Source organism: Thalassococcus sp. S3, assembly GCF_004216475.1.
Lineage (GTDB): Bacteria > Pseudomonadota > Alphaproteobacteria > Rhodobacterales > Rhodobacteraceae.
On sequence record NZ_CP022303.1, the window covers coordinates 337,305 to 353,256 of the forward strand.

General features: G+C 63.3%; 23 protein-coding genes. 2 read left to right on the plus strand and 21 right to left on the minus strand.

The genetic code is table 11. The features are described from left to right. Window positions 1–50: 50 nt before the first annotated feature. Window positions 51–788: a proteasome-type protease gene (locus CFI11_RS01640; protein ID WP_130402424.1), complete on the plus strand. Its 738-nt coding sequence runs from the start codon at window positions 51–53 to the stop codon at window positions 786–788. 120 nt (window positions 789–908) lie between these two features. Here CFI11_RS01640 and CFI11_RS01645 read toward each other — a convergent pair whose 3' ends face one another. The 16 genes from CFI11_RS01645 to CFI11_RS01715 all read right to left on the minus strand — a co-directional run bounded on the left by CFI11_RS01645 (window position 909) and on the right by CFI11_RS01715 (window position 10,883). Further along, entirely contained in the window at window positions 909–1,718 is an 810-nt protein-coding gene (locus CFI11_RS01645) for a division plane positioning ATPase MipZ (RefSeq protein ID WP_130402426.1), read from the minus strand. A 197-nt stretch (window positions 1,719–1,915) separates the two neighbouring features. Continuing rightward, the gene (gene rpmE / locus CFI11_RS01650) at window positions 1,916–2,137 is read right to left on the minus strand and encodes a 50S ribosomal protein L31 (RefSeq protein ID WP_130402428.1); all 222 of its coding nucleotides are present in this window, start codon (window positions 2,135–2,137) and stop codon (window positions 1,916–1,918) included. Between the two features lie 11 nt (window positions 2,138–2,148). After that, window positions 2,149–2,532, minus strand: a complete 384-nt coding sequence (gene rplS, locus CFI11_RS01655; protein ID WP_130402430.1) for a 50S ribosomal protein L19 — start codon at window positions 2,530–2,532, stop codon at window positions 2,149–2,151. Between the two features lie 243 nt (window positions 2,533–2,775). Next, window positions 2,776–3,585 (minus strand): tRNA (guanosine(37)-N1)-methyltransferase TrmD, encoded by an 810-nt coding sequence (trmD, locus tag CFI11_RS01660; RefSeq protein WP_130402432.1) that lies wholly within the window; start codon window positions 3,583–3,585, stop codon window positions 2,776–2,778. After that, window positions 3,582–4,088 carry a ribosome maturation factor RimM gene (gene rimM / locus CFI11_RS01665; RefSeq protein ID WP_130402434.1) on the minus strand — a complete coding sequence of 169 codons (507 nt, stop codon included), beginning with the start codon at window positions 4,086–4,088 and terminating at the stop codon, window positions 3,582–3,584. Before rimM ends, trmD begins: the two co-directional genes overlap by 4 nt. Beyond that, entirely contained in the window at window positions 4,085–4,228 is a 144-nt protein-coding gene (locus CFI11_RS24235; RefSeq protein WP_165390166.1) for a hypothetical protein, read from the minus strand. The genes rimM and CFI11_RS24235 overlap by 4 nt, the downstream gene beginning before the upstream one ends. Before the next feature lie 9 nt (window positions 4,229–4,237). Next, window positions 4,238–4,867 carry a 5,6-dimethylbenzimidazole synthase gene (gene bluB / locus CFI11_RS01670; protein WP_130402436.1) on the minus strand — a complete coding sequence of 210 codons (630 nt, stop codon included), beginning with the start codon at window positions 4,865–4,867 and terminating at the stop codon, window positions 4,238–4,240. Window positions 4,868–4,879: 12 nt separating this feature from the next. Beyond that, a complete protein-coding gene (gene rpsP / locus CFI11_RS01675) occupies window positions 4,880–5,257 on the minus strand; it encodes a 30S ribosomal protein S16 (protein WP_130402438.1) in 378 nt (125 codons plus the stop codon). A gap of 45 nt (window positions 5,258–5,302) precedes the next feature. Then, window positions 5,303–5,599, minus strand: coding sequence for a chorismate mutase (locus CFI11_RS01680; RefSeq protein ID WP_130402440.1), 297 nt, complete (start codon window positions 5,597–5,599; stop codon window positions 5,303–5,305). Then, a complete protein-coding gene (locus CFI11_RS01685; protein ID WP_130402442.1) occupies window positions 5,592–6,197 on the minus strand; it encodes a GNAT family N-acetyltransferase in 606 nt (201 codons plus the stop codon). Before CFI11_RS01685 ends, CFI11_RS01680 begins: the two co-directional genes overlap by 8 nt. Before the next feature lie 259 nt (window positions 6,198–6,456). Further along, complete coding sequence (locus CFI11_RS01690; protein ID WP_130402444.1) at window positions 6,457–6,975, minus strand: GNAT family N-acetyltransferase; 519 nt, start codon at window positions 6,973–6,975, stop codon at window positions 6,457–6,459. Further along, window positions 6,972–7,475: a GNAT family N-acetyltransferase gene (locus tag CFI11_RS01695; protein ID WP_130402446.1), complete on the minus strand. Its 504-nt coding sequence runs from the start codon at window positions 7,473–7,475 to the stop codon at window positions 6,972–6,974. Before CFI11_RS01695 ends, CFI11_RS01690 begins: the two co-directional genes overlap by 4 nt. Next, window positions 7,472–7,999 carry a GNAT family N-acetyltransferase gene (locus tag CFI11_RS01700; RefSeq protein WP_130402448.1) on the minus strand — a complete coding sequence of 176 codons (528 nt, stop codon included), beginning with the start codon at window positions 7,997–7,999 and terminating at the stop codon, window positions 7,472–7,474. The genes CFI11_RS01695 and CFI11_RS01700 overlap by 4 nt, the downstream gene beginning before the upstream one ends. Continuing rightward, window positions 7,996–8,514, minus strand: a complete 519-nt coding sequence (locus CFI11_RS01705; protein ID WP_130402450.1) for a GNAT family N-acetyltransferase — start codon at window positions 8,512–8,514, stop codon at window positions 7,996–7,998. The genes CFI11_RS01700 and CFI11_RS01705 overlap by 4 nt, the downstream gene beginning before the upstream one ends. Continuing rightward, complete coding sequence (gene ffh, locus CFI11_RS01710; protein WP_130402452.1) at window positions 8,511–10,013, minus strand: signal recognition particle protein; 1,503 nt, start codon at window positions 10,011–10,013, stop codon at window positions 8,511–8,513. Before ffh ends, CFI11_RS01705 begins: the two co-directional genes overlap by 4 nt. 279 nt (window positions 10,014–10,292) lie before the next feature. After that, complete coding sequence (locus tag CFI11_RS01715) at window positions 10,293–10,883, minus strand: SRPBCC family protein (protein WP_130402454.1); 591 nt, start codon at window positions 10,881–10,883, stop codon at window positions 10,293–10,295. A 79-nt stretch (window positions 10,884–10,962) separates the two neighbouring features. On the opposite strand from CFI11_RS01715, the gene CFI11_RS01720 reads away from it, so the two are divergent. Continuing rightward, window positions 10,963–11,415 carry a MarR family winged helix-turn-helix transcriptional regulator gene (locus tag CFI11_RS01720; protein ID WP_130402456.1) on the plus strand — a complete coding sequence of 151 codons (453 nt, stop codon included), beginning with the start codon at window positions 10,963–10,965 and terminating at the stop codon, window positions 11,413–11,415. A gap of 99 nt (window positions 11,416–11,514) precedes the next feature. Here the strand turns inward: CFI11_RS01720 and CFI11_RS01725 are convergent, their stop codons facing one another. The 5 genes from CFI11_RS01725 to CFI11_RS01745 all read right to left on the minus strand — a co-directional run bounded on the left by CFI11_RS01725 (window position 11,515) and on the right by CFI11_RS01745 (window position 15,948). Next, complete coding sequence (locus tag CFI11_RS01725; RefSeq protein ID WP_254449000.1) at window positions 11,515–12,531, minus strand: glycine betaine ABC transporter substrate-binding protein; 1,017 nt, start codon at window positions 12,529–12,531, stop codon at window positions 11,515–11,517. Between the two features lie 81 nt (window positions 12,532–12,612). Continuing rightward, window positions 12,613–13,410 (minus strand): N-acyl homoserine lactonase family protein, encoded by a 798-nt coding sequence (locus CFI11_RS01730; protein ID WP_130402458.1) that lies wholly within the window; start codon window positions 13,408–13,410, stop codon window positions 12,613–12,615. After that, a complete protein-coding gene (locus CFI11_RS01735) occupies window positions 13,407–13,697 on the minus strand; it encodes a putative quinol monooxygenase (protein ID WP_130402460.1) in 291 nt (96 codons plus the stop codon). Before CFI11_RS01735 ends, CFI11_RS01730 begins: the two co-directional genes overlap by 4 nt. Then, window positions 13,697–15,208, minus strand: coding sequence for a tripartite tricarboxylate transporter permease (locus CFI11_RS01740; protein ID WP_130402462.1), 1,512 nt, complete (start codon window positions 15,206–15,208; stop codon window positions 13,697–13,699). Before CFI11_RS01740 ends, CFI11_RS01735 begins: the two co-directional genes overlap by 1 nt. Beyond that, complete coding sequence (locus CFI11_RS01745; RefSeq protein ID WP_130402464.1) at window positions 15,208–15,948, minus strand: hypothetical protein; 741 nt, start codon at window positions 15,946–15,948, stop codon at window positions 15,208–15,210. Before CFI11_RS01745 ends, CFI11_RS01740 begins: the two co-directional genes overlap by 1 nt. Window positions 15,949–15,952: the final 4 nt, after the last annotated feature.

A 15,952-nucleotide genomic window follows, 5' to 3' on the forward strand; every position in this document is an offset into this window, starting at 1 on the left:
TATCATCCTTTCGATGAGAGGATGCATGGGGACAAACAGGCGAAAACGTCATGACCTATTGCGTGGGAATGCGCCTTGAGCGGGGACTGGTGTTCATGTCGGACACCCGCACCAATGCGGGGCTGGACAATATCGCGACGGCCAAGAAGATGCACACCTGGGAGATCCCGGGGGAGCGGGTCATCACCCTGATGACAGCCGGCAACCTGGCCACGACGCAGGCGGTTGTCGGTCTGATCGACGAACGGACGAAGGCGCCGGCGGAACGGTCGCCGTCGATCCTGCAGGCGCCGTCGATGTTTCAGATCGCGCGCGATGTAGGGCAGACGCTGAAAGAGGTGATCGCCGACAATCTGGCGGGCGGGCAGGAAGCTTCGGCCGCGGCGTTCGGTGCGACGATGATCATGGGCGGTCAGATCAAGGGCAGCGCGCCACGGCTTTTTCTGATCTATCCGGAGGGCAATTTCATCGAGGCCTCCGACGAAAACCCGTTTTTTCAGATCGGCGAAACGAAGTATGGCAAGCCCATCCTGGTGCGGGCATTCGAGCCGGAGATGGGGTTTGAGGATGCGATCAAGCTGCTGCTGGTGAGTTTCGACAGTACGATCAAATCCAATCTCTCGGTCGGTTTGCCGATTGACTACATCACCTATGACACCGATAGCCTGTGCGTCGGTCAGCAGGCCCGGATCGAGGAGGGGGATGCGTACTACAGCGCCATCTCCAGCGGTTGGGGCGAGGCGTTGAAGGTGGCCTTCGGACAATTGCCGGAATTTCGCTTTCCCTGACAGCGTGCGCCTGTTGAGAGTACGGCATTTTCCGTATTTTTATCGAGAAGAAGACGGGACCGCGCGCCCGGATGGATTGGCTTAGGCTGATGCGTGCTTGGGCCAGCGTGTTGCCGGCGGTCAGAAGTCGATGGAAACGCCGGGCAATTTCAGCTCTTTCATCATGTCGCGCAACTCCTGACGGGCGGCGATGTTCGAGATGTTGAGCTGCTTGACGCCGATATCCTTGAGATCCAGCAGGGTCAGTCCGCGGGGGAAAAGCTCGCGGAAGATCACCCGCTCGCTGAAGCCGGGTGCGGTGCGAAAGCCGATGCGCGATGAGAGCATCGTGATCGCGCGCTCCATCTTTTCCTTGTTCACCATGCGCTGGGTGCCAAGGCGGTTGCGTATGACGATCCAGTCGATGGGCTTCAGGCCCGCCTGCGCGCGCAATTGCCGGGCGTTCCAGACCATCTCGGAATAGACCGAGGGCCCCAGGATTTTCTCGCCCCGGCTGTCGATCCGGGCCAGCAGGTCGAAATCGACGAAGCTGTCGTTCAGCGGTGTGATCAGGGTATCGGCCAGGGAATGGGCGACCTGGCTGAGCCGGGTATGCGAGCCAGGGCAGTCGATCAGGATGAAATCGTTGTCGGGCTCCAACGTGGCAACCGCGGCGGAGAGGCGGTGGTCGTAGATATTCTCGCCGGGTTTGAGGGTGGCGGCGTCAATCTCGGGCAGGTCGTGATAATCAAGCTGGGGCAGATCCAGGCCGGCTTTGGCGGTAAAGGCCGCACGGTTTTCGACGTAGCGCCCGAGCGTGCGCTGCCGCAGGTCGAGATCGAGACAGCTGACCTTGTGGCCCAGTCGTGCCAGGGCGCTGGCTACATGCATCGAGACGGTGGATTTGCCCGCGCCGCCCTTTTCGTTTCCCACCACAATGATATGTGCCACGATCCAGCCCCTTTACCCCATGCGTTCAAACGCATTTTGTTGGCGACACCATATGTTGTGGGCCGTCATATGAAAAGCGGCGTGGCGTGGATTTGGCGCCGGCCCGTGGCCATTTGGACTCTATTTTTGCGCGAAACGTGAACGAAAAAGGCCGCTCCGGTGGGAAGCGGCCTTGCATTCCGTCGCGAAGGGATGGGTCAGAAGCCCAGACCTTCGTATTTCTTTTTGAACTTCGACACGCGGCCACCGGTATCCATCAGGCGGGTGCCGCCGCCGGTCCAGGCGGGGTGCACGGAGGGGTCGATGTCCAGCGACAATTGATCGCCTTCGCTGCCCCAGGTCGATTTCATCTGAACCACGGTGCCATCGGTCATCTTGACGTCGATGATGTGGTAGTTGGGGTGGATGTCTTTTTTCATCTCGCCGCTCCTTAAGCCTCGGCGCCCTTGCGGGGCTTGTAGGTGGTGTCTTCTGCGATCCGGGCGGATTTACCGCGGCGCGAACGCAGGTAGTAGAGCTTCGCCCGGCGGACACGGCCCCGGCGGACGACGGTGATGCTGTCGATGTTGGTCGAATGCAGCGGGAACACACGCTCCACGCCTTCGCCGAACGAGATCTTGCGGACAGTGAACGAGCCGGCAATGCCGTCGCCATTCTTGCGGCTGATGCAGACGCCTTCGTAATTCTGCACACGAGTCCGCGTGCCTTCGGTCACTTTAAAGCCGACACGGATCGTGTCTCCGGCTTTGAAATCGGGAATGTCCTTCCCAAGGGCGGCGACTTGTTCCGCCTCCAATTGTGCGATCAGATCCATCGCATCTACTCCTATCTGCTCGTGGTTGATCCACGAAGGTGGTGCGGCCTCAGAACTCTTGGTCTTCACCGGGTCCCGCGTGATGCAGCCCGCCAGAGGGTCAGGTCGTCTGTTCCTTGTGTTCCGACGCTGACCGCCCGGATTGCTGAAGGGGGCAATGGGCCAATGTGTCAACACCAGAATATACCGCGCCCGCGAAGGCTGGCCCGGATTGTGGTCGTATAGGAGGGAGTGGCGCGCAGATCAACCCGGATTCTTGCGCGCCTGATAGAGGGTCCAGAGGTCGGGACGACGGTCTTCGGTCAACGCTTCGGATTGTGCCTGGCGCCAGTCGGCGATTTGGCCGTGATGGCCGGACATCAGAACGTCCGGGATGGCATGACCGCGCCATTCCGAGGGGCGCGTATATTGGGGATGTTCGAGAAGACCGTCGGAGAAGCTTTCATCGGTGGCCGATTCGGCATTGCCCAGAACGCCCGGAAGCAACCGGACGGTTCCATCGATCAGCGCCTGCGCGGCGATCTCTCCGCCGGTCATGACGAAATCGCCCAGAGAGACCTCCTCGATCCCGTAATGCTGGATCACACGCTCGTCGAGCCCTTCGAACCGGCCGCAGATGAGCGTGATGCCGTCGGTGCCCGCCAGGGTCTGCATCATCGCCTGGTCCATCGGCTTGCCGCGAGGGCTGAGATAGATCAGCGGCCAATGGCCATGCGCGGCGGTCATCGCGCTGTCGATGGCCTCGCCCATCACATCGGCGCGCAGCACCATGCCGGCGCCGCCACCGGCGGGCGTGTCGTCGACATTGCGGTGTTTGCCGATGCCGAAGCGGCGCAGGTCGATGGTTTCAAGCTGCCAGAGGCCATCCTGAAGGGCTTTGCCGGTCAGACTTTCGCCCAGAACACCGGGAAAGGCGTCTGGAAACAGGGTGATGACCTGAGCTTTCCAGGCGCCCTTGAGGTCCAGCGTCTGGGTCAACAGATCCCGCGGCTGGGTCGAAGGTTTGATCGTCTTGCGCCCCAGGGCGCGCGTCGGGGCAGGCGTATCGGTCATTCGAACAATCCTTCGGGCGGGTCGGCGACGATGCGGCCCGCGGTCAGGTCGACCGTGGGCACGGCGGCGAGGGTAAAGGGCAAAAGGACGGTGTTTTTCAGCCCGGCCCCATAAACTTCCAGAAGATCGCTCGCACCATGGTTCTGAACCGATTTCACCCGTCCCAGAGGGGCGCCACCCGTATCGACAACGTCGAGGCCGATCAGGTCGGCGTGATAGTATTCGTCGTTGGGCAGCGAGGGAAGCTGATCACGCCGGGCAAAAAGTTGCGTGCCTCGCAGCGCGTCGGCCTGTTCTTTGGTGGCAATGCCAGCGAGGCGGGCCGAGAAGCCGTTCTTGATCGGGCGACCAAGGGTGAGGGTGTAGCTTTGGCTGCCGTCTTCGGTGCTCAGGGGGCTGTAATCAGCAATGTCTTCGGGCGTCGCACAGAAGCTTTTCAGGCGGATTTCGCCACGTACGCCGTAAGCGCCGGCGATGGCGCCGACGCAGATCAGGTCGGTCATTGTGCGGCTCCGTGGCAGAGGCCGTCCTGCATGTCGCCGCCCTGGGCGACACAGCGTTCCGCGGCCTGGCTGCGTTCGAAGAGGAGGCCGGCGGTGAAGGCGACGACGAGGAGGATGAAGGTACGGATCAGGCGGAACATCTCAAACCTCTAGCGGATTTCGATGGGCAAGTCAGGGGTACGGCGCTCCCAGCCGAGGGTTTCCAACTCGGGCGTGTCGGAAGCTTGCTCGGGCCAGCCGAGGCAGAGATAGCCGACGAGGGACCACGTGTCGGGGACATCGAGGTCGCGCGACAGGCGGTCGGGGTCGAGGATTGAGACCCAGCCGAGGCCCAGCCCTTCGGCGCGAGCGGCGAGCCAGAGGAGCGTGATGGCGCCGACAACGGAATAGCGGCGCATCTCGGGCATGGACTGGGCGCCGAGGCCCTGGCCATTGTCGGTGGCGTCATCGCAGAAAAAGGCAAGCTGCACCGGGGCTTCGGCCATGCCGGAGAGCTTCAATGTGCTATACTTGGCGGCGGTGTCGCCGTCATAGCCCGTCAGCGCCTGCGCATTTGCTTCCCGGTAGTTTTCAAGGGCGGCAGCCCGCGCGGCGGGGCTTTCGATGCGCAGGATGCGCCAAGGTTCGGAGAGCCCCACGGAGGGGGCCAGCCGGACGGCGTCGAGGCAGCGCGCAAGCACCGCCTCGTCCACCGGATCGGTGCGGAACCGGCGCACGTCGCGCCGGAGCCGCATGAGACGGAACAGCTGGGTCTGGAAGTCGTCCGGGAACGCATCCATGCCCGTAAGCCCTTATTCTGCCGAGGCTTCTTCGGCAGGTGCTTCGGAGGCTTCTGCTGCTTTGGCGGCTTTCTCCTCGGCGCGGTCCTTGGCTTTCTGGCCGGGCTCGCCCTTCTTGGGGTTGTTGCGCTGGGCCTTTTCACGGACGCCGGCGGCTTCGAGCATGCGGGCGATCCGGTCGGTGGGCTGGGCGCCCTGGTCGAGCCAGTATTGCACACGCTCCATGTTCATCTTGACGCGATCTTCGCTGTCTTTGGGCAGGAGCGGGTTATAGGTGCCCAGCTTTTCGATGAAGCGGCCGTCGCGGGGCATGCGGCTGTCGGCTGCCACGATGCGGTAAAAGGGACGTTTCTTCGAGCCGCCACGGGCGAGACGGATTTTCATGGCCATGGGGTATCTCCTTGATATGGCTTGAGTTTGGCGGGTGAGCCCACCTTACGTTTGGTGCTGTTTGTGGTGCTGAATAACCTCAGCGATGATGAAGTTGAGGAACTTCTTGGCAAATTCCGGGTCGAGATCGGCCCGGTGAGCCAGGTCTTCGAGCCGTGCGATCTGGGTGGCCTCGCGGGCCGGATCGGACGGGGGAAGGTCGTGTGACGCCTTGAGCTTGCCCACTGCCTGGGTGTGCTTGAAGCGCTCGCCCAGCGTGTAGACGAGGATGGCGTCGAGACGGTCGATACTGTCGCGATGCTCTTTGAGGAGCGTGGCGGCGCGGGTGGTGGTGTCAGTCAAGAGGGAAGCCTTTCGGTTTGAAGAGCGGATCGGCGTAATGCCCGATCTCCATCTCGATGCCATGGGCGAGCTGGCTGCCGTCGAGCTGCGCGGGGCTGGGGTGACGGTAGACAGCATCGTTGCCATCGATGGTCGGCGCGCCCTTGTCCTTGGTCGCGCCGAGGCGTTCGGCCAGGCGAATGCTGTCGAGGTTCTTGGGATCGATATAGCTCACAGCCCCGGCCCAGCCCTTTTCGCCGTAGAGATAACGGCGCGCGGCATGGGTCGCTTCGAGAGCGAAGCCATGGCCGGCCTTGTCGGGCCAGATGACCCAGGCCAGCTCGGCCTCGGGCCATTTGGCTGGCTGCCAGCCACCGGCCATGCCATAGGTTTCATCGGTGGCCTTGTCATGGATCATCCACATGCCGAAGCCCCGGATCTGCCAATGGCCGATCTCGGCGGCATAGAGCATCCAGGCCTCATAGGCGTTCAGGGGCCCGCCCATGAAGCGGGCGCGGTAGGAGGTGAAGGTTGCCTTGAAGTCGGGGTAATCCTGAGGCTCGGGCCCACGCAGGACGAGGCGCCTTGTTTCGATCACGGGGATGGAGGCGGCAGTCATGACGCGGCCTCTGCCGGGGTAGGATTTACCAAACGGGCGCGCCTGCGGCGCGAAACGATTTTGGAGCGGTTGAGACGCGACGCCAGCGGGGCAGGTGTGGTGTGTGCGGAGAGCGAGGCCTCCGGCGGGAGTTTATTTGGCAAGATGAAGAGGGAGGCCGCGGTATCGGGACCGCCGGTTTGTGTTTGCCCAGGGGGTTGGAGGCATGTGGCGCGGGGGTTGGAGAACATGCGCGTATTCCGGGTGACGGGGGAGGCGGTCATTGCAGGGCCTCCGGCGCGGGGTGGCGGAAGATACGCATCTCGCCCCAGCGTTCATGGGTGAAGATACCGTCTTCTATTGCGCCAAGTCGCAGGGCGACCGCGGCGGAGGCGTCGTTGCCATGAGCCACGAGGCTGATCGCGGTGGGCCAGTTCAGGGTGTTGTAAACGTAGTGGCGCGCGGCCAGAGCGGCCTCGGTCGCGTAGCCGCGGCCTTCGAAGCCGTTCATCAGGTCCCAGCCGATCTCGGGCTCGGGCCAGCCATGGGGGTTCCAGGGGCCGATGATGCCGGCGAAGCGGCCTGTGGCCGTTTCCTCGACAGCCCAGCGGCCATAGCCCCGCAGGGTCCAATGGCCGATTTCGGTGGCGAGCATGCGCCAGGCCTGCTCTGTCGTGGCGGGCCCGCCCACGAATTTGGAGCGGTCGGAGGCGTAGAAGGCGGCGAAGCTGTCAAAATCGTCGATGGAGGGCGCGCGCAGGGTGAGGCGGTCGGTGATGAGGTTCGGGATGACGGTCATGCGGCCTCTCCCATCTCGTGGAGCCATTCGGTTACGTTGTCGCCGTGTTGTGCCGGGCGGCCCGGGCGGGCGCCAAGGCGGCGGGCGAGCGCTTCGGAGCGGGTGTTGCCGTTGATGATGTAGCTGGCCAGGTGCGGGAAACGGCCGGACCGGTGGGCATAGGCGAGGGCGGCGGAGGTGGCTTCGAAGGCGATACCTTTGCCTTCGGCATGGGCGTAGACGGCCCAGCCAAGCTCGGGCAAGGCCTTTTGCGGTGGGTTGTGAAGGCCGCAGAAACCTGCAGGTGCGCCTTCGTACTCGATGATCCACCAGCCGAAACCCAAGAGGTGCCAGTGCCCCGAGAGGGCGGCGAATTGGCGCCAGACATGGATGCCGTGGGACTGGCCGCCTGCGCCGGCGGCGCGGGGGGAGGCATAGAAAGCTTCATAGGCGGGGTAGTCCGACAGGGTCGGGGCGCGCAGGAGAAGGCGTTCGGTCTCGAGGGTGGGAATGACGGTCATGACAGGGCCCCCGGCCCGGGATGCCGATAGATCATAAGGGGGCCATGGTCCGGATGGTCATGATCTTCGTCACGTGTGGCGCCGAGGCGCAGCGCGACGCGGACAGAAGCTTCATTGCCCGGCGCGATCATACTCATGGCGGTGGACCAGCCGAGCGTGTCATAGCCGTAACGTCGCGCGGCCTGGGCAGCTTCGGTCGCGTAGCCCCGGCCCGTCCCGGACCAGATGGCCCAGCCGATTTCGGGCTCGGGCCAATTCAGGGGGAAATGCAGGCCGACAAGGCCGATGGCGGTGTCATTGTCCTTGAGCGTGACCATCCAGCGGCCAAAGCCGCGCATGGTCCAATGTCCGATCACCTCGCACAGATAGCGCCACGTTTCGGCCTCAGACCGGGGGCCGCCGACATGTTCAGCCGCGTCCGAGGCATAGAAGGCGGCGAAAGGTGGCAGGTCGCGGGCGGAGGGAGGCCGCAGGATCAGGCGCTCGGTTTCGAGCGTCGGGATGAGAGGTGCTGCGAGCGTCATGCAGACACCTCATGGGGCAGGGCGAACACATCGCGGGTGATCCCGTCGGGAAAGGGGATCCGGCGCGCCACGGTGCCGCCCAGGCGCGCGGCGAGTTTGCGCGCGGGCGCGTTTTCATCGCGAATATAGGTTTCAACGACGGACCAGCCGAGATCGGTATAGGCCCAGTCGATCACGGCCCGGCTCGCTTCGGTGGCGAGGCCAGAGCCGCGTTCGGACGGCATCAGCCACCAGGTCAGTTCATGGCTGGGCCATCCCTTGGGGTGATAGAGGCCGGTGCCGCCTAGAACCTCGTCCTCATCGCGGCGGCGGAGAAGGAACATGCCAAAGCCGTTCTCGTGCCAATGCAAGATATCGCGGGCCAGGATGTCCTCCACCTCCTGTGCGCTGCGACCGCCCCGATAACCCCCGGTCGTACTGTCGGAGGCGGCGTAGAAGGCCGCATAGCCCGGCAGGTCGGCAGGCGTCGGACCGCGCAGCGTCAGGCGCGTGGTATGGAGGACGGGGGGTGTCATTTCTTCTTGCCGAACCCGCTCAGGCCCGGCGGCAGGGGCATGCCTCCACCGCCGAGGCCCGGTAGGCCGCCGGGCAGCTTGCCGCCCATCTGTTTGGCGGCGGCTTCGAGTTGTTTGGGATCCATGCCACCCATGTCGGGCATGCCACCCTTGCCGCCCATCATCGCCTGCATGGCCTTCTTCATCATGCCGCCTTTACCCTTGCCGAGCTTCTTCATCATGTCGGACATCTGGCGGTGCATCTTGAGGAGCTTGTTGAGATCGCTGACCTCCATGCCCGACCCGGCGGCGATGCGTTTCTTGCGGGAGGCCTGGAGGATCTGGGGCGCGGCCCGCTCTTTCTTGGTCATCGACTGGATCATGGCGATCTGCTGCTTGAGGATGCGGTCGTCGAAACCGGCGTCCTGCACCTGTTTGGCCATTTTGCCCATGCCGGGCATCATGCCCATCATCCCTTCCATGCCGCCCATCTTGATCATCTGTTCAAGCTGCATCTTGAGGTCGTTCATGTTGAACTGACCCTTGGCCATGCGCTTCATCATGCGCTCGGCCTGTTCGGCTTCTATGGTTTCCTGCGCCTTCTCGACGAGGGCCACGATGTCGCCCATGCCGAGGATGCGGCCGGCGATACGCTCGGGTTCGAAGGTTTCGAGCGCGTCCATCTTTTCGCCGAGGCCCACGAAGCGGATGGGCTTGCCGGTGACCGCACGCATCGACAGGGCCGCACCGCCACGGCCGTCGCCGTCCATTCGGGTGAGGACCACGCCGGAGATGCCGATGCGGTCGTCGAAGTTTTCTGCTGTGTTGACCGCGTCCTGACCGGTGAGGCCATCGACGACCAGAAGCGTTTCACGCGGGTTGGCGACGTCGCGGACGGCTTCGACCTGGGTCATCAGCTCTTCGTCGATGGACAGGCGACCGGCGGTGTCGAGCATGTAGACGTCGTAGCCGCCGAGGCCCGCCTGGGTCTTGGCGCGCTTGGCGATGGCGACGGGGTCTTCGCCCTTGACGATGGGCAGGGTGTCGACGCCGATCTGGGTGCCCAGGATCGCCAATTGCTCCATCGCGGCGGGGCGGTTGGTGTCGAGGGAGGCCATGAGGACACGCTTGCCCTCCCGCTCGGTCAGGCGCTTGGCGAGCTTGGCGGTGGTGGTCGTCTTGCCGGAGCCCTGAAGGCCCACCATCAGGATCGGCGCGGGCGGGTTGTCGATCTTCAGATCGCCTGCGTCCTCGTCACCGCTGAGCACGCCGACAAGCGCGTCGTGCACGATCTTGACGACCTGTTGGCCGGGGGTGACCGATTTGGTGACGGCCTGGCCGGTGGCTTGCTCCTGAACCGTCTTGATGAAGTCGCGCGCGACGGGGAGAGAGACGTCAGCCTCCAGAAGTGCCACGCGCACCTCGCGCAGGGCGGTTTTGACGTCGTCTTCGGAGAGCGCGCCCTGTTTCGTCAGCCGGTCGAAGACACCGGAGAGACGTTCGGATAGATTTTCAAACATGCTCGGGCCCCTTTTGCCGGTTGCGATGTGCCCCCAAGGTAGGGGGCGGCGGTTCAATGCACAAACGCCCCCGCGGGCGTATCACGCTGGCGGAGGGCGATCCCCAAAGAAAGGGGACCGGAAGATGTTACACTTCCGGATGTCTGACGCGCAGCTAAGGGGGAACGGATTGGGAGTCAAGACATCGAAGTCTCCGGCGTTGTGGTCGGTCTGCGAAGACATAGGCTTATGCCGTGCGTCTTCGCAGGGTGCCAGCCGGGCGCTTGGGTAAGCTTGACCCTAGCGCTCGCCAACCTCCGCCCGAGCGGCGTTGGCAAAGCCTTGCAAGCCGCCGGTTATATAGCGCTCGATCTCGGGCATGTTGCGGCGCACGATTTGCCGAGTGATGAAATTGCTGGGCGCGACGTTGTAGGTCCATTCAAAGCGGGTGCCGCCTTCGACCGGGATGAAACGCTGTTCGCCTACGATCTGATCGACGCCGCGACCGGTGGAATTGGTGAAGATGAAGACCTGGTATTTGAAGAAATCGGGATCGTTTTCGATCACCCTTTCGATCACGTAGTGCCCGTCGGCAAGGCGCAGCCAGCGCGCGGCGCCCGGCTGGGGCCATGTCCCGTCCAAGACCTGAGAGGCGACGGGGTTAGAGATGTTCTCGGTCGGTTCGAGAAAGCCAATCAACGGCTGTTCCTCAAGGAAGGCGCGCAGGCGGGGGACCTCCATCGGAATGGTATCCTCGGCATAAGCCGTCAGAAAACCGCTTGTGGCCACGTCCGGCGGTGTGGTCATTTGCGGAGGCGATGACGGAACTTCGGGTTCGCTGCAGGCCGCCAGAAATGCGGTGAGGCCGAGGAAGGAGAGGAATGTGCGCATGTTGAAGGTCCTTGTGAGATGATACGGATGCCGTATCAAATAGGACGGAGTGCGTACTACTTCAATCGGGCGGCCTGTTATGTCCAATGAAACAAGCGCGGATGAGTTGGCCGGTTACGTCAACATGATCATGCGGGCGATGCTGGTGGCCGGGCGCAGCGGGGCACCGGCGGAGGGACGTTTGCCGTTCAACCCGCTCTATTTCAATATGTTGAGGGTACTTTCTGCCGAGGGAGGTGCGCGCCCGTCCCGACTGGCGGAGATCCTGTCGGTGCCCCGTACGACGATTTCCACGGCGGTGAAGGCGCTGGAAAAACGCGGGCTGCTGCGGTCAGAGCCGGACAGTCAGGACCGAAGAGCGCTGAGCGTGGGCCTGACTGGCGAGGGCGAGGAGGTGCTGGCGGCGATCTTGAGGCAGGACCGGAGGAACGCGGCGGCGATGCTCGCCTCCCTTGAGGAAGAGGAAAGAGCGCATTTTATGCGAGCCATGAAGAAAGTCGCCCGCGGTGTGAGTGGCGCAGGTGACGCGTAAGCCTTGCCGTCCTTGGCCGGTATTTTGTTGCAAAGAGTGAGGCCCGCCTTCCCCTGAAAGGCGAGCCAGTCTTTGGGTGGTAGAGGTTGGCGTGGGATCTCATTCCAGCCAGCTGTCGATCATGTCCGCGTTTTCCTCGACCCAGACCTTGGCGAATGCGGCGGGATCCTGGTTTTCCACTTCAAGAGCATAGGCCATCCGGGACAGGTCCTCAGTGCTGAGCACAACCCGGGATAACAGGGCAGCCGCCTTTGGCTGATCGGTTTCCAGCGCAGTGGCGTAGCTGACATAGAGTTGCGCCGTATCCCAGGCCACACCTGCCATGGATTTCTCCAGCCAGCCGGGCGTGGGCGACGGGGGCACGATCACCCAGCTGCGGGCATCGTGGGCGGGTTCGTTCAGGACCACCAGATCGTGGGTCTGGAACATGTGATGCGGGGTGTAGCAGAAAAAGACGGCGTTCTGATCGTTTTCGTCCGCTGCGGCGACCTGTTGAAGGGCTTCAAGCTCCTCCATGATGTAAAGATCCATCGTCTCGTCATACCCGTAAGAGCGGGCACGGACCTGTTCGATCGGGGTGGAGCCCCAGCCTTCGGCGCCGATCCAGATGTCGCCTGTGCCATCGCCATCAAGGTCGAAATTGGCGGCCATGTCTGGATCGCTCAGCTGTTTGAGATCGGTGATCCCTGTTCGCTCTGCCGTGCCCTTGGTCACGCACATCGCCTGCTTGCCGGTGGCCCCATTCGGGCTCATCCGAATGGATTGGGTGCCATCAACATATCGACGCTTGAGATGATCGAGATTGGGCAGCCAGGCTTCGGGATGGACATGAATAGACCCGGTATCCATGGCGCGGAAGATTGCCTCGTTGGAGGCATCCTGAAGTTCGACACCCAGTTCCAGCCGTTCTTCGAGGGTGAGTTTGAGGATATGCGCGGTTGCCTGAACGGAGGGCCAGTTTGGAACACCGATGACGATATCCTCGGCCATGGCCGTCGTGCCCGATGCGGTGATGGCGGCAGAGCAAAGTAAGGTCAATGTCAGTGTTCGCATATCGAAATCCTCCGGGGCTTGGGGCGTTTCGATCAACGCGAGACCGGAGCGTGAGGTCGTCACGTCAATCTTGCCCGCCAAGGTACAATAGCCCGAGGGCGATTACCACTTTGGGTTGAGTTCTTGAGCGAAGATACGCGCGCCTCAGACAGAGAGGTCCTTGATCGGACCACGGTCGAGGCGTCGGATGTGATCCGCCCTGTCTTCGGGAAAGAGATCGCGGACGAGGGGGTCGTGGCCGGGGATGATCAGCTCGGGGCGGGAGGCGAGGCGTTCGAGTGTGATAAAGCCGTCGAGCATATCCTGAAGGTCGACCACGATGGGGAAGGGTTTGCGGGCGGTCAGGTTCTCGTAGAAATGCGCGGCGTCGGAGGCGAGGACCATCCAGCCCACTGACGTGCGCACACGGACCGCTTGCAGGCCCCGGCTGTGGCCCCCGATGCGGTGGAGCGTGACGCCGTCGGTGAGTTCGGTATCGCCGTCATGGAAGGTGAGATTGCCGGAATAGAGCCGCTGGATCGCCTCGCAGATATGGGTCGCCGTATAGGGCATGCGCAACGTGTCGTGGCACATGCAGGGGCCGGTGGCGAAGGCCATCTCGGCCGCCTGCAGGTGGATATGGGCGTTGGGAAAGAGGTGAAGGCCGCCGGCATGATCGTAGTGCAGGTGGGTGACGATAAGCTGGGTGATGTCTTCGGGTTTGAGGCCGAGAGGCGCCAGAGCCTCTCCGGGATCAAGGCGGATGGGACGGTCGCGATTTTGCGCCTCTGCCGCGTCATAGCCGGTATCGACGAGGATCACCTCGGGGCCACGGCGCAAGAGCCACATGAAATAGTCCATCGCATGGGGTGCATCGTGGTTGTCGTCGAAAATGAAGCTGTCGGCGCGGGTGCGGGCGTTGCGGTCGGCGTATTTGATCGCGTGCACCTCCCAGTCGCTCATGATGCGACCTCGGCGAAGGTGGCGATGTGCTTGGCGGCGATCATGTCTGATACGGCGGCGTCGAAGCGTTTGAAATGGGCGCTGGCGAGATGGGCGTCGAAGGCAGCGCGGTCGTCGTAAAGCTCATAGAGAAAGACCGTGCCGGGCTGGTCCGGATCGGTGCAGACGTCGAAGCGGTGGCAGCCGCGCTCGTCCCGCAGAGAGGTCTGGGCGTTTTCATGCATCAGGGGCAGGAAGGCGTCGAGGTGCTCCGCATGGATCTGGAACGTGACGGTGACGGCGTACATCAGGCGGTCTTTCTTCTGAGCCGGGAGAACTGGCGTTTGATCGCGGGTATCTGAGCGAGGATCAGCGCGATGTTCAAGGCCAGAAGGATGGTCGCACCGGGGCGGGAGACGAAGACGGAGAGGTCGCCGTCGGAGATGAGGAGCGACCGGCGGAAGGTTTCGTCGAAAAGACCGCCGAGGATCACGCCGATCACGAGGGGCGCGATGGGGTAGCGCAGAAGGTGCATGAAATAGGCAACAAAGCCCACGCCCAGCATCAGGTAGAGGTCATTTATGCCACCGCCGACGCTGAAGGAGCCGAGCGTGGTCAGAACCATCACCACGGGCAAAAAGACGGTTTTGGGGATGCGCAGGATGCGAATGAAGATGCGCGCGGTGAAGAGGCCCATGAGGAACATGGTGAAGGAGGCGAGCACGAGGATGGCGACGACGCGCAGGATGATCTCAGGGTCGATGGTGGGGCCGGGGATGACGTTGTTGATCTTGAAGGCCCCCATCAGGGCTGCGGCGGGCGGCGAGCCGGGGATGCCGAGGACCAGAAGGGGGATCAAGGCGCCGCCGATGCAGGCGTTGTTGGCGGTCTCGGACGACAGGAGGCCATCGAGGGAGCCTTTGCCGAACTTGTGGCCTTCTGTGGAGACGGTCTTGCCCACTCCGTAGCTGACCCAGCCCGCCACGTCTGCGCCCACGCCGGGCAGGGCGCCGACGCCGGTGCCGATCACGCCGGAGCGACCGATCGTGGGCAGGTAGCGGCGCAGGGCCGACAGGCTGGGGACGATACGGCCCTTGAGCGCCAGAAGCTGGCCGGGATCGGCATGGCGCATGCCGTCGATGATCTGGGGGATGGCAAAGGCGCCCATCAGGACGGGCACAACCTGAAAGCCCGACATCATATAGGACCAGCCGAAGGTATAGCGCGGCTCGGATAGCAGGGGATCGAGGCCGACCATGGCCATGGCGAGACCGATGAGGCCCGCGATCCAGCCCTTGATGACGAGGTCTTCGGACATCAGCGTGCCCGACAGCAGGATGCCGAAGAGCGCGAGCAGAGCCTTTTCAGGGCTGGCGATGTTCTGGGAGATCAGCAGGAGGACCCAGACGAAGATCAGGAGTGCCAGCGTGCCGATCAGCGTCCCGATGAAGCTGGCGGTGGTGGTCAGGCCCAGAGCCTCGCCGCCCCGGCCCGCCTTGGCCAGCGGGTAGCCGTCCATCGCGGTGGCCGCTGAGGCGGCGGTGCCGGGGATGTTGAGCAGGATCGAGGGGTAAGAGCCGCCATAGATCGCGCCGACATAGGCGCCTAGAAGGGCAATGAGCGAATAGTCGAGCGGGATCTTGTTGCCGAAGAACCCGGTCAGGATGGTGACGGCGAGGGTGGCGGTCAGCCCCGGCAAGGCGCCGAAGGTGATGCCGAGGAAGACGGAGCCGATCAGATAGAGATAGGTCAGCGGGTCGGCCACGAGCCCGGCAAAGGCGCCCGCGAAGCCGGAGAGTTGGGTAAAGAGGAAATCCATCAGCGCCTCCAGAGCGGGCGGAGGGTCACGTAGTAGTGGTATTCGATCTGCGAGAAGATCAGCCCGCCACGGTTTGGCACGTTCTGGCGAAAGCCAAAGGCCATGGCACAGACGAGGATCAGGGGAGCCAGAACGGCGATCCAGGGGATCACACGTACCACCCGGTCGGTGTGGTGAAAGGCCAGCGCCCAGAGGGTCAGCAGCAGCCAGGCGGCGAGGGTAACGATATCGTCGTCATGGGCTTTCCACTCCGATTGCGGCAGGTGCATGGCCATGGCGTAGAGGCCGGGCAGGCCCACGGCGCCGGTGGCCAGGATCATGCGGCGCGGATGACCGCCGTGATAGCCGAAGATCAGCGCGGTGATCAGAAGGCCGCTGGACAGGATGAAATCCACACGTGGCACAAGGCCTGCGATGTAGAAAAAGAGGATCAGGGCGAGGGTGCCGAAGCGCCATGCCTCTGCCCCGTTCCAGCCGATGCCAGCGGCGGTCAAAGCGTAGCGCGCGCCGCCCGAGCGGATGGAGATGGTCAGAAGGACCAGCGAGAGGACCAGAAGCGCCCCGAAGATGCCGAAGGGCACGATAGCGGCGGAATTGTACCAGTCCGCCCCGCTCACCCCCGCGCGGTTGGCGCCGAACAGCGGAATGAACGAGGTGCGCCACAGGAAGAACAGCGACAGGGCCAGCAGCACGAGGGCCGACCAGAAGTCACGGGCACGCAGGGTTGTGGTGTCATCCATCGCA